We start from the raw sequence: 13,609 nt of genomic DNA, 5'->3' as shown, positions 1-13,609 counted from the left end.
CCCTACCCCCGCCGCACTAAGCCAAAAAATAAATGGCCATTCCAATTGGTGCCGGTAATGTGTTTGGCAATCGCGCTTAGGCTCTTATAAATCTGGCCCTCATATTGATAACCATTTTGCACCACTGTGGCATGATGCATTTGGCCTAAATATTCGCGCTGCAATTGCATGCCAACCACGGGGGCTTGTCTTTTCCGTGCCCTTTTTGGCTTAGTTGAATTTTCGTCTAGTAAAAAGGCTCGCGTCTGTTCACTAAGCCCAGCATATTCTACTTCTTGCATACGATAAGCAAGCTTCATGACTAAGCTTGCTTTATTGCGACTTTGCACCTCTTCGTTAAAATAAGCACGCCATAGAGTCTTTAAATCACGCATGGGCGCGTCTCTTAAGCCGGCTATTTCTTGTTCTAATTCTTTACAACTCATGTCTAATCCTCTCATCACATGAATGCTCACTTCACGGACTTAGTCCAGCGAATAGTCTCATGTTCTAGGTCAGAAAAAGACAGCAATAATGACGAAAAATAACCAATGCTTAGGCGGAAAAATGGACAACGCAACACAAGCTTGTCAGTTCATATCTCGCCCGCCACCCATGAGGTGCGCACAGAACCCTAAAATGGGAGATTTTATAACTATATGAAATTAAACCATAAATTGACTCGAGACCTTTTTAGACAAAGTCTCGAGAAACCGAGACTATTTTGGCATTTTTAACAAAAAAGGCGAAATTTTAAACAAGGAAGGTCTCGGCTCTGTGAACGCTCTATCACAAAAAACGCGCGGAACCGCGGCTTTTAACCACGGCGAAAATCGCACTAAATAAGAATTAGAAAAGTTGCAACAAGATACATGGTACGGTTGGTGGGATTTGAACCTACGACCTCTGGTGCCACAAACCAGCGCTCTAACCAACTGAGCTACAACCGCGCGAATCTTAAACCTCTCGTGACATAAGGAAAATCGAAGGATTTTGCAAGCCCTTATAATGCATTGAGGAAATTTTTCAAAATTAATTCTCCAATACATGCGCGGCCCACTCCGTGCAAGCTTGATCACGATACTCTGAAATATGCCCTACTCCCTCCTTATCCATTATCTCAAGAAGCCCTCGATTAATCTCTTGAGGCAAAGACGGCCCTTGATAAACCATTGCGCTATAGAGCTGAACAAGGTCAGCCCCTGCCTTGATCTTTTCCAAAGCGCTTTGCGCATCGCAAACACCACCCACCCCGATAAGAGGCATATTTTTCCCCAGTCTTTGTCGCATCTTAGCCAAAGTAATGGTTGCACGCTGAAAAAGTGGTCGCCCTGAAAGACCCCCAGATTCATTAGCCTTTCGTTTTTCTAACAAAAGGGGGCGAGCCAAAGCCGTGTTAGATATAATCAACCCATCAAGCGAAGAGGCCAAAGCTACAGCGGCAATCTCGTCCAAAGCCGACTCATCAAGATCAGGCGCGATTTTCAAAAAAATCGGTCGATAAAAACCATGGATGCCCTGCGCCTCTTGCCGTGCTTTTGTTAACGCGCCTAATAAAATCTCTAAAGATTTAGCTTTTTGTAAGTCGCGCAAACCCGGCGTATTGGGCGAAGAAATATTTACGGTAAAATAATCAGCTACAGAATAAAACGTAGCAACCCCCACCACATAATCGGCAATACGATTGCTACTTTCTTTATTAGCGCCAATATTGACACCGATAATCCCCGTGTCTTGACGCTTGCATAAGCGTGCATAAGCTGCTTCGTGCCCATCATTATTAAATCCCATACGGTTAATAATCGCGCGATCTTGCTCAAGGCGAAAGAGACGCGGACGTGGGTTACCCAATTGCGGCTTGGGCGTTAACGTCCCCACTTCTACAAAACCAAAACCAAGCGCCATAAGGGGGGCGCTCACTTGAGCGTTTTTATCAAATCCAGCTGCTAGGCCAATAATATTAGGGAAATCAAGCCCTGCAACCATACAACGTAGCCGCGGATCCTCTACCCTATCGCAACCCGAAAACCCCACCTTTTGTTGAGCTTTAAGTCCATTAATAACAAGATTATGGGCATTTTCTGGATCCAACCTAAAAAACACTGGCCGCACAAAGCGTTGAAAAAAATTCACACAAACCTCTAATCAGCTTTTATTACCTTAACAGATTTTGCTCTATATAAATAAAGTAATACTCTAACCACCAACGCCTTACCCATGCCGAAGGCCCTGCTCGCAAAGGATCACACCATGGTACATTACCTTCTGTCTGCTATAAACCTTCTTGTCTTAAGCATCAATCCACTTTACGCTCAAGCAAGCGATTATCCTTACAATAGAAAGGAAAATTAATCCTCCACCTTAATCATTACAACGGCAGTATTAATCTATGTATGCAAAAGGGCTTGTCCTATAAATCAAACAATTAAAATTCCAAGAAAACACTACTGTATCACAGCCTTGCATCAAAATGCCTAACAAAAAAAACATTGATAATGGCTTTCACTATAATGAAATATTTGGCTAAAAAATTTCATAACGAATTCATTGATCCTAGCAAAAACACTGACAAAACACTATCCGCCCCTTAAAAAGGGTTAATTCAAACAAACGTATCGAAAAGCCTTTTCTTTTATAATAAGCGCGATAAGTATGATATATATGTTATATTTACCTTTACAAAGCCTTATTCAGTAACCCCTATAGAACGGCCCATGCTTGAAGAGTTTAAAAAATTTGCGCTCCGTGGCAATATAATTGACCTCGCTATCGGTGTGATCATCGGTGGTGCCTTTAGCGGCTTGGTTAATTCCATTGTAAATGACTTGCTTATGCCCGTCATCGGACTTATCACCGGTGGCATTGATTTTTCCAACATGTTTCTACAGCTGGCTGGTACAAAACAGCAAAGCCTGGCTGCAGCTAAAGCAGCCGGTGCAACCATTGCCTATGGGAATTTTATCACCCTGTTGATTAACTTCCTTATTGTTGCTTGGGTTCTCTTTCTATTCGTCAAAGGCGTTAACCGGATGCGCAGAAAAGAAGAGGAAAATCCCGCCCCGCCTCCGCCCAAACAAATCTCACGGGAAGAGGAGCTATTAGTTGAAATACGTGATCTTTTGGCGAAAAAGCAAAAAATCGACCATTGAAAGCTCCATCCTTATACACCGGCAAGCGGAAAAAGCATTTCAACACTCGTTCCTTCATGAGGGCGCGAAATAAGAGTGAACACCCCACCCCCCTTTTCCACTAAACTTTTACATAACGGCAAACCAAGCCCTGTGCCCGTAAAGATTTCATCGCCACTTTTTCCATCTTTACGAGCCACCTGCCCATAAGGCTTAAGCGCTTGTTCAATCTCCGCCTCAGTCATCCCTACCCCATTATCGCGTACAGCGACCTTAACTCCACGCTTTTCATCATGAGCCCCATAAAGGATGATACGACCGCGCGGCGGAGTAAAGCGTAAAGCATTAGCTAATAAATTCCAAATAATCTGCCGGAATTCCTGTTCACTCAGATTGATCATTGGTAAATACGATGGCAAAATGATACGAGTGATATGTCCATGTTTTTCTATCTCAGGCGCAAAGAACGCAAGGCTATCACGCAAAGTTTCCGCCACATCAAATGGTATAATAGGGGCTTGGCCTTCCTCTAGCACGGATTTTGTATGACCTGCTTTTGCCTGTGCTAGTCCCTTATTTATCAAGGATAATATATGTTGCCCTGAGCGAATCATATCTTGCAAATAACGCTGATAACGCGGATTACCCATAGCACCAAAACGCCCATCATGCATCAATTGTGCGAAACCAATCATCGCGTTTAGGGGTGTACGGATCTCATGCATAAGCATTGCTATCTGCTCCTCTATAGGAGGCGGCGCCGGCCTATCTTCCCTCTTTTTCAAGGAGCATGCCCCGCCGTCCTCCATAACTTTAAGCTCAACGTTCTGCCTGATAGGAGCAGGTATCGAATCAGCTAATTCTGTGCGTAAACGTGCAGCAATTTCTCGAAAAGCCGAACGTTCTTCGGCAGAGAGTCCCCCTTCCTTCGCATCACCAGGCTCCACAGTGAGATCAGTAGCAGGCAAAGCCTTATCCACGCCCGAAGGCGCCACCTCCATTGGCTTGCTACTGATCTTGCCAAAGCCGCGCCAATAGCTCACATTTTGTGCGGTATCAAAAATGGGCGTTGCGGATAGCTCTACCACAATCTTCTTCCCCGAAAGCCCTAAAGGCCAATGGACTTTTTGACCACAAAAGCTCTGCTTTTTCTTTTGTGCTTCATAAAGCGCTAAAAGCTTAGGCTCCCCCCATAAAGAGGCCAATTGTGCGAAATCATAACCCATAAATGCAATGCCTGTGGTTTTAAGGCCCTCATAAATTTCAGGCGAAGCACCGCAAAAACGCCCCATTGCATCCATCTGCCAATAAAAGTGGGGGGGAAAACTAAATCCACAATCAGAATTTACCATAGGCTTTTCTAATCTATCTTGGGTAGCGCCCTTCTGTTGAAGCCACAAAAAACAACGGGGCTTATCACGCAACATTGTCACAACTCTCTCTATACCCCGCCCCCTTTCCTGTTGAAAATGATGTAAAGGCCGGTAGTCATAAAGCGTGTTGAGAAGAATTTTATCGTCCATTTTTAAGGGAGTGAAATTACCTGCTACTGCAAGCACCCTACCCTCTTCATCTAATAAAGCCGCGCTCTCGTCAGACTCCACCAAACCAAACAGTAAAGGAACCGGCCGAGCAGGAGCCTCAATTGCTTGCAAAAAAAGCGCGCTTTCAACCACGCCGCCCTTCCCTACAGGAAATTTCAACTCTAGGGCAGAAAAAACCACTGTCTCAGTGGCTCCCATCAAGCTTAAAGGCGCCTTACACTTTATACAAGTCAGAATATAACAACAGGTCGCTCCATCAAAAGCGGGGGGCGCTGGACTTTCTAAAGAAGGCGACAAAACCTCGCGTCTCCCTTCCATCACGTCAGAAACGCGTTCAAATCCTAAAAATGCAGCGCCAGCACCATTACACCACAAAATTTTTTGAGCATCAGAAGACAAAACAAAAGCAGGCCAGCCACGCAAAAAAGCTTGCCGAACTTCGCGACATTGGAAATAATCACTAAACGTCAAGGTTACTCCATCTATTGCCACAATACCTCCCTTTATAATAGGAATTTATTGTAGCAATCAATCCTCAGCCGCTTTCTGTTCTAGTTTTATCTAAATAAAGCCCTATGTGTCTTGCTCATTGCGAGCGCTCAATAAGATGTCTCTCTTTCCTACATGGTTAGCAGGTCCAACGATCCCTTCTTTTTCCATTCGCTCTACCAAAGAGGCAGCTTTATTATAACCAATCCCCAAGCGACGCTGAATATAAGAAGTAGAACATTTTTTATCACGCATCACCACTTTCACCGCCTGCAAATAAAGATCTTCACTATCTTCGCCATTATGGCTAGCTGCCACGATTTCAGCAATAGAATCAGCCTCATCCAATGTGTCTTCTTCAGCCTCACCATCGGTGACTGTAGCCAAATAATCAGGCGTTCCCTGCGCTTTCAAATGGGCGACTACTTGCTCAACTTCTTCATCAGAAACAAATGGCCCATGAACACGCATAATGCGGCCGCCACCAATCATATGCAGCATATCACCTTGCCCGAGCAAGGTTTCCGCCCCTTGTTCACCCAAAATCGTACGGCTATCAATTTTTGACGTTACCTGAAATGAAATACGGGTAGGAAAGTTAGCTTTAATTGTTCCGGTAATTACATCAACCGAAGGTCGCTGAGTAGCCATAATCAAATGAATACCTGCCGCCCGCGCCATTTGTGCTAAACGCTGGATAGCGCCTTCGATTTCTTTGCCTGCCACCATCATCAAATCAGCCATCTCATCAACAATCACCACAATATAGGGTAACTTGCTTAAATCCATAGCCTCTTCTTGATAGAGCATATCACCGGTTTCTTTATCAAAGCCCACTTGTACAGTACACATAATGGTTTCGCCCTTAGCAGCGGCCGCTTCCACACGGCTATTAAAGCCATCAATATTGCGCACCCCAAGCTTAGCCATTTTACGGTAGCGATCCTCCATTTCACGAACTGCCCATTTCAAAGCTGTCACGGCTTTTTTAGGATCTGTCACCACTGGGGTTAAAAGATGTGGGATCCCATCATAAATGGAAAGCTCAAGCATTTTTGGGTCAACCATAATAAGACGACACTGGTCAGGAGTAAGACGGTAAAGCAGCGATAAAATCATTGTATTAATTGCTACCGATTTACCTGAGCCCGTTGTGCCAGCTACCAAGAGATGCGGCATTTTTGCCAATTCAGCAATAATTGGCTCTCCACCTATGCTCTTACCTAACGCTAAAGCTAGCTTATAAGTATTTTCACCAAAGGGATTAGATTGGATCAATTCGCGTAAATACACTGTTTCCCGCACAGGGTTTGGTAGCTCAATCCCAATCACATTACGTCCTGGTATCACCGCCACGCGAGCTGAAATTGCACTCATTGAACGGGCAATGTCATCCGCAAGACCGATTACACGAGATGATTTCACCCCAGCCGCTGGCTCAAATTCATACATCGTTACTACGGGCCCAGGACGCACATGGATAATCTCACCCTTAATGCCAAAGTCTTCTAACACGCTTTCTAAAAGCCCTGCACTGCGCTCTAAACTTTCTCGCGAAATTACTGCCCCATCTTGATAACTAGGCTTTTGTAACAATTCAATTGAAGGAAATTCATACGCTCCGCGCGCTATACCGCGTTCCATAGTAGAAATGGAAGTGGTGAGAGATCGCCCAAGGACTATGGATGAAGGTGCCCCCACGACCTTTTCTACACCATGCTCACTTTTAGGAATCACTGACACAGGAACGCAATTATCTGCTTCTACAGGATTTTCTATCATTGCCGCCCCATAGGCCAAATCAGTGATAGTCTGAACATCTGCAGATGCGGTTGGCGCGTTGGGGATGATATCTGTGGGATTGGATGGAGTGGCTAAGGAACAAGATTCAGCCCCTACCGCCAATAAAGGAGCTACAGGCAAGGACCCGTCACTCCAACCGCGGCATTCTACCACACGAAAATGATCACGAAGCGCCACTTGATGTCGAGGCACTTTCATCGATAAAGTAGGTAAACATAAATCAAACAGCCCTGCTTCAAATAAAAGAGCATCTGAAAGATGAAACAACGGTGCCCGCGTTAGAACTGATGCGCCCTCTGTTTCGCTTACATCTGCCTGAACAGAATTACATAAAGTATCTACATCATCGACAGGAGAGAGGTTATCCACCTCTACGCTTTGCATCTCATTAAGGGATAAAGATATTTCAGACAAGGCAGACTCTTCTGGGTTACTATGTTTTTTTTGGATCAATGAGCGATATTTCGCTGCAAAATGTGGGTCTTCCTCTACACGACGGCGTAGAATCTCCACCTCAGGCGTGCGGGTAAAACGCACATTTTGTCCCAAAGCAAAGGCATTCTTCCACACAGCTGGATAAGAGGGTAGAAGACAATCACGATGGTCATCTTGCATGATTTCGCTGTTCCGCAACCGTTCAACGGAGGGAAGCGCCGCAGTCGTAGACAGGGCAGTTCTTTTCAAATTACGCATGGCACTCAAATATTATTGGAACAATTATCGTTCATCTTTAAACACATTTAAGACGTTAGACTGTGAAAGTTAATAACCCTTTGCCAAAACACATTTTTCCTGCCCAAGCGCTGTGGAACAAAACACCTCACCCCTCACATCTGCTTGTAAAAACACAAAAAAGGCTTGCAACCATCTTCGATCGCAAGCCTTAAAATCATGGAGCCTAAAGAACGTTAGGCATTTATCCTAAGCGAATCAATTAATCAATAGTCATCAATCTGGCATTCCCCCCCGCTGCCGCTGTATTGACAGAAACAGACATCTCTTCCAAAAGGTAAGCCAAATTATAAGGCATATCACTGCCTATCAGGGTCTCTGTATCAACTCCTTGGGTTAAAAGAATAGGCCCTCTCTCTTCTGCAAGACGCATTTGAATATCAATGAGCTTTGCAGCATCTCCCTCAATAAGACAGCCCGCCGCAGAAGCATCCTTCACGCCCCCCAACTCAAGCCGTACTTGTACGCTTCGGGGAGCTTCTTGTAGAGACGTTTGTAAACCACTTTCTGCATCAATCACCATTGTATTGCCGGTAGCCAAAGCACAAGCTACTTGCCGGTAAAGGCCTCGTACAGTTTGCGGAAACAGCAAAATTGTGCCCCGAGCATGGAGTGCATAAAGGTTATCTTCCCCCACAGGTCCAGGCAAAGCCACTTCCAGCCCTAAAAGGGACTGCTCACCCATTTGGCGTGCAAACTCTGCTTCTGAGCCCATACCTTTTTCTTCCAACCAACGTATAAAATCAGAAAGTGCTTGCTCTTGATGAACCGCCTCCAACAATTCTGGGGTAGGTGCAACATCCACTAAACGACCCAAATAAAGCGGTCCGCCTGCTTTTGGGCCTGTGCCCGAAAGCCCTCGCCCACCAAAAGGCTGAGAGCCAACAACCGCGCCAATAATATTACGATTAACATAAATATTACCTGCACTAATCCGACTGGTTACATAAGAAATTGTCTCATCCAAACGAGTATGAATCCCAAAAGTCAGACCATAGCCAGTGCCATTAATCGCTTCGATCAATTGATCGAGCTCCTCGCGCCGATAGCGAATAATATGAAGAACAGGGCCAAAGACCTCCCGCTTTAGAGCTGAAAGCTCTGGCAATTCAATAATGGTTGGCGGAATAAAGGTACCTTTCGCCAAGGTTGAATCCAAGGGCAATTGCTCGACCTTATATCCTAATCTGCGCATCTCTTCGATATGGCTTTCAATATTTTGCTTAGCTTCAAGGCTGATCACCGGCCCTACATCAACGCCAATAAAATCAGTACGCCCCAATCGCAACTCTTGCAAAGCACCCTTGAGCATGGCTAAAGTGCGCGCCGCAATATCGTCTTGCAAACATAGAACCCGCAAGGCTGAACACCGCTGCCCCGCGCTATCAAAAGCAGAAGCAATCACATCAAACACCACCTGTTCCGCCAAAGCTGATGAGTCGACAATCATAGCATTTTGCCCACCTGTCTCAGCAATAAAGGGAATAGGTTTCCCATTCATCCCTAGACGCGGCGCTAATTGCTTCTGGATAAGGCGTGCAACTTCAGTTGAACCGGTAAACATCACACCAGCCACCGGCTCAGCCGCAACCAAAGCCGCACCGATAGCACCATCGCCTAAAACAAGTTGTAAAACATCCCGCGGGACGCCAACTTCATGCAAAATCCCCACCGCCTGAGCGGCAATAAGCGGCGTTTCTTCAGCGGGCTTTGCTAAAACGGGGTTACCAGCCACCAAAGCAGCGGCCACTTGACCAATAAAAATCGCTAAAGGAAAATTCCACGGACTAATACAGATAATCGGCCCCAAAGGCTTATGCATAGGCCCGAAACCGGCGCGCGCTTCGCTAGCATAAAAGCGCAAAAAATCAATCGCTTCACGCAATTCAGCTATAGCGTTAGGGATAGACTTTCCAGCCTCGCGCGCCACCAAAGCCATAAGGGCTGGCATCCTTTTTTGCATAAGATCGGCGGCTTTATCTAAACAGGTCGCACGTGCATCTACAGAAACTTGCGCCCAACTTATGGCTGCCTGTGCTGCTTGCCTCACCATAGAAACGGCTTCATCCACCTCTATCTCAAAAACTTGCCCTACCACATCTTCATGATCAGCGGGATTGCGCACCAAACGCCCCACGCCTTCAGCAGGTTTTGCATCTAAAGGAGCACAATAAAAATGCTCGCTACTTTCCTTAAACGCAGTAGAAAGAGCCGTTAAAACATTTTCATCACTCAAATCGTATCCCCGCGAATTTAACCGCCGCTCACCAAATAAATCAGCAGGAGCAGGGATTTTATCGTGCGGTGCACCAATGCTTGCTTGCGCTCTTACAACATCGACCGGGTCAGCAACCATATGCTCAATACCAATGGTTTTATCGCCGATTTGGTTAATGAAAGACGAGTTGGCTCCATTTTCTAAAAGGCGCCGCACTAGATAGGCTAAAAGTGTCTCATGAGTACCTACGGGCGCGTAAATACGCGCCGATCTTCCCATCTTATCAGCCCCCACGACCTCATCATAAAGGGGCTCGCCCATTCCATGCAAACATTGGAACTCATATTGCCCCTCATGATAATGCGCAGGGCCAGCCATATGATAAATCGTTGCCAGCGTTTGAGCATTATGGGTTGCAAATTGTGGAAATACTGCATCGGGTGCAGCTAAAAGCTTAGCTGCGTTCGCTATATACGAAACATCGGTATATACTTTGCGCGTAAAGACTGGATAGCTTTCCAAACCTTCCACCTGTGCTCGCTTAATCTCCGCATCCCAATAGGCACCTTTCACAAGGCGCACCATCAAACGGTGATTTGAGCGTCGAGCCAAATCGATAATATAATCCAACACAAAAGAGCACCGGCGTCCATATGCCTGAACCACAAAACCAATTCCATCAAATCCTTCAAAGTCCGGATCAAAGCAAAGGGCTTCCAAAATATCTAAGGAAAGCTCAAGGCGGTCAGCCTCTTCGGCATCAATGTTGAGACCAATATTATACCGCTTTGCTAAAAGCACTAATTGTTTAACACGTGGCAAAAGCTCCGTCATAACCCGATCAGCTTGCGCGCGGCTATAGCGTGGGTGCAAAGCCGATAACTTGATAGAAATCCCTGGCCGTTGATAAAGATTTTCCTCCTCTTGCAACATGCCCCCCCTTTGCTCCACTTGACCAATCACATGAATTGCATGTTCATAATCACGCCAATAGCGTGCCGCATCATCGGCTGTAATGGCTGCCTCACCTAACATATCATAAGAATAACGAAAGCCGCGCTGCTCCAAAGGCTGAGCACGCTTTACCGCTTCCTCAATGGTTTCCCCACGCACAAATTGCTCCCCCATCATACGCATCGCCATATCTACCGCTTTACGAATGACAGGTTCCCCACAACGGGCGATCAAACGGGTGAGTGCCGCCGAAAGGCCTCCACTACTTACAGTGGAGGTTAATTTGCCAGTAATTACCAAACCCCATGTAGCAGCGTTAACAAAAAGCGATTTTCCACTGCCCAAATGGGCTTTCCAATCGCCACCTGCGACTTTATCGCGAATAAGAGCATCACGCGTTGCTTGGTCAGGAATACGCAAAAGCGCCTCTGCCAAACACATCAATGCTACCCCCTCTTGCGAAGAAAGTGCATATTCCTGCACAAGCCCCTCAACCCCCGTTCCTCGGTGCTTGGCGCGCAAAAGCTCAATCAAATGCGTTGCCGTTTTTTTAATTTCAGCTTTTGCCATTTCATCAAAGGAGGCGGCCTCTAAAAGCGGGGGTAAACAATCTTCTTCGGCACGTCGATAGGCAGCAGTAATGGCTGCGCGCAAAGGCGTAGGCTCCGCTAAAAGGGGGGCAAAATTACAAAAAGGCTTTTTGATTTCTTGGCTCGTCATCGTCTCTCGCTTTGTTAGGCGCTCTAGATCTTAGCATATACCGCTACTGGCATTATTTAAGGGATCAACGTACCATTGTCAAAAGCGTATTTTTGTATAAAATATGATATTTTTAGCCATTATGGCTATATTTATCGAAAAAAATAGGGCAAATTATGGAAAAATCTATACAATCTAGCCAACTAGACAAAATTGATAAAAGAATTATCGCTATCCTAGCTAACAATGGACGCCTATCTCTTACCCAATTAGCAGAACAAGTAGGGCTTTCCAAAACTCCCTGCCAAGTCCGCCTGAAGCGCCTAATAAACGAAGGCTATATTACTGGCTTCCGCGCCATTCTCAATCTCGAAAAACTAGGGCTTAACCATATTGCTTTTACAGAAGTAAAATTGACTACCACCAAAGAAGAAACCCTACATGACTTCAACCAAGCAGTCAAAAAAATCTACGAGGTTGAAGAATGCCATATGATAGCCAGTGCTTTTGACTATCTTCTCAAGGTGCGTACACGCGATATCCACCACTATCGCGTTGTGCTTGGAGAAAAAATCTCAACCCTTCCCAATGTGGCTAGCACCTCTACTTTTATAGTCATGCAAAATGTAATAGATAACAACTTCCAGCGCCAGCTTCTAACCTTTTGATGCAGGGGTAGAAGCTGAAGCTGTATCTTCCAGCCAGCTATCAATCAGCTGATTGAAAAGCTGGGCGCCAGCGGAGCCTTTATCAAAACTCAATTCGCTCTCCTTCCCCGACCTATCCACAATCTGCAAAGCAATATTGCCCGACCGACGGATCAATTCCAAATTTTTCTCCAAAAAAGGTTGCATATTATTAAGTGCAAAAATAAAGAGATTATCCTTTACCTTGGCCCCTACCGCACCCGCCAAGCTCTGACCCACCGCTTGTTCATTAGCCTTAAACCGCAAATCAGGCAAAGAGGTAATTACACTCGCATCTGAATTTTCATCTCCGCTAAAGATAAAATCAATTATATAGGCCGCGGGTATGTTTGATTCATCATTGCGGCGCAGGATCATTTGCATATGCATATTAGCAGTCGGGATAAATACATCCCCGTGTAAAGCCATAGCGCCTGCAGCTTTTATAGATCTGTTGCCTTCCATGACCTCCTTTCCCTTATCCGCTACGCCATCAACCACCAACGTCCATTTTACTTTCCCTGTTTCCACTTGCTCGCTTTCATCAGCATGCCGCGGATGATAAAGTACTGCTTCAGCTTGTGGCAACCTAGCGACAGCCTCTAGCTTGCTATCACCTTGCCCCGATATTGCACTCCTATTTTCAAAGCTAACGTCGGCCGGCAACCCTACATTTTCTTCTCTCCCATCAGGCAAAAGCCTAAAGGTTAACTTTTCCGCTTCCTCTTTAGTTTTAGCGGCCTGGACAGACAGTGGCGTATCAACATCAGCGGGCGAGGTTTTAACAAGGAAATGCCACGCCCCCGCAAAGACAAGGCCAAAAAACACTATTAATCCCCAAATCATAGCGCCCGCCATTACAAGGTGCTTTTTCAAAGCGCGCCACTTCTGCCGCCGCGCTGCTTCAGAAAATATGCTAGATATAATATCCTTACCTGTTATATAAGATTCAGATGACAAAGGAGGATCAAATGTCATTTTGGAGCCTTCTTCTAAAAGATCATCCATATTGACAGGCTCAGCCGCTGGCACAGGTACCGCCAAAAAACCTTCCGTAGAAAGGTTGCCTCCTAAGGGAGCAGCTGGTTGCCCCCACAAAGCAGTATACATACCTTCGGAGTCTGATGGCACCACGCGTTCAGTATATTCGTCTTCTAATGTAACAATCGCTGCTTTTAAGGCCTCTTTTTGCTCTTCAATTTGCTCAGATGAAGCGCCTCGTTGTTCTAATTTTTGGACTACTACTGTTAATGCGCGCTCATAGATCCGAGCACGCACATCAGCATCACGGCTGGTTTGTGCTTCAATTGTTTTTCGCAATAGGCTGGTAAAATCAACCACTTATAGCTATCTAACCCCTCTATTAAAGCCTTCTTA

The 13,609-nt window shown here is 45.7% G+C and carries 7 protein-coding genes, 1 tRNA gene and 1 pseudogene; 2 read left to right on the top strand and 7 right to left on the bottom strand.

The genetic code is table 11. From position 1 onward, the window contains the following. Positions 1-2: 2 nt before the first annotated feature. From ACK28X_RS11455 to ACK28X_RS11445, 3 genes are all read right to left on the bottom strand, one after another. Positions 3-425, bottom strand: a complete 423-nt coding sequence (locus ACK28X_RS11455) for a DUF2924 domain-containing protein (protein ID WP_412059064.1) — start codon at positions 423-425, stop codon at positions 3-5. 427 nt (positions 426-852) lie between these two features. Further along, positions 853-929, bottom strand: a tRNA-His gene (locus tag ACK28X_RS11450). 82 nt (positions 930-1,011) lie between these two features. Beyond that, entirely contained in the window at positions 1,012-2,112 is a 1,101-nt protein-coding gene (locus ACK28X_RS11445) for a quinone-dependent dihydroorotate dehydrogenase (RefSeq protein ID WP_412059063.1), read from the bottom strand. Positions 2,113-2,693: 581 nt separating this feature from the next. On the opposite strand from ACK28X_RS11445, the gene mscL reads away from it, so the two are divergent. Beyond that, complete coding sequence (mscL, locus tag ACK28X_RS11440; RefSeq protein WP_412059062.1) at positions 2,694-3,128, top strand: large conductance mechanosensitive channel protein MscL; 435 nt, start codon at positions 2,694-2,696, stop codon at positions 3,126-3,128. 11 nt (positions 3,129-3,139) lie between these two features. Here mscL and ACK28X_RS11435 read toward each other — a convergent pair whose 3' ends face one another. The 3 genes and pseudogenes from ACK28X_RS11435 to putA all read right to left on the bottom strand — a co-directional run bounded on the left by ACK28X_RS11435 (position 3,140) and on the right by putA (position 11,567). Beyond that, positions 3,140-5,143 (bottom strand): sensor histidine kinase, encoded by a 2,004-nt coding sequence (locus ACK28X_RS11435; RefSeq protein WP_412059061.1) that lies wholly within the window; start codon positions 5,141-5,143, stop codon positions 3,140-3,142. A gap of 81 nt (positions 5,144-5,224) precedes the next feature. Beyond that, a pseudogene (locus ACK28X_RS11430) lies at positions 5,225-7,522 on the bottom strand (DNA translocase FtsK); the annotation flags it as partial. Positions 7,523-7,877: 355 nt separating this feature from the next. Continuing rightward, a complete protein-coding gene (gene putA, locus ACK28X_RS11425) occupies positions 7,878-11,567 on the bottom strand; it encodes a trifunctional transcriptional regulator/proline dehydrogenase/L-glutamate gamma-semialdehyde dehydrogenase (protein WP_412059060.1) in 3,690 nt (1,229 codons plus the stop codon). A gap of 155 nt (positions 11,568-11,722) precedes the next feature. Between putA and ACK28X_RS11420 the strand changes: the two genes are divergently transcribed. After that, on the top strand, positions 11,723-12,214 hold the full coding sequence (locus ACK28X_RS11420; RefSeq protein ID WP_412059059.1) for an Lrp/AsnC family transcriptional regulator: 492 nt from the start codon (positions 11,723-11,725) through the stop codon (positions 12,212-12,214). Here the strand turns inward: ACK28X_RS11420 and ACK28X_RS11415 are convergent. Further along, positions 12,203-13,573, bottom strand: a complete 1,371-nt coding sequence (locus ACK28X_RS11415; protein ID WP_412059058.1) for a hypothetical protein — start codon at positions 13,571-13,573, stop codon at positions 12,203-12,205. The genes ACK28X_RS11420 and ACK28X_RS11415 overlap by 12 nt on opposite strands. Positions 13,574-13,609 lie beyond the last annotated feature (36 nt).

Origin of the sequence: Bartonella sp. DGB2 (assembly GCF_046843095.1) — a bacterium.
GTDB lineage: Bacteria > Pseudomonadota > Alphaproteobacteria > Rhizobiales > Rhizobiaceae > Bartonella.
Note: the sequence above shows the minus strand (reverse complement) of the source record. Positions and strands in the feature narration are given on the sequence as shown.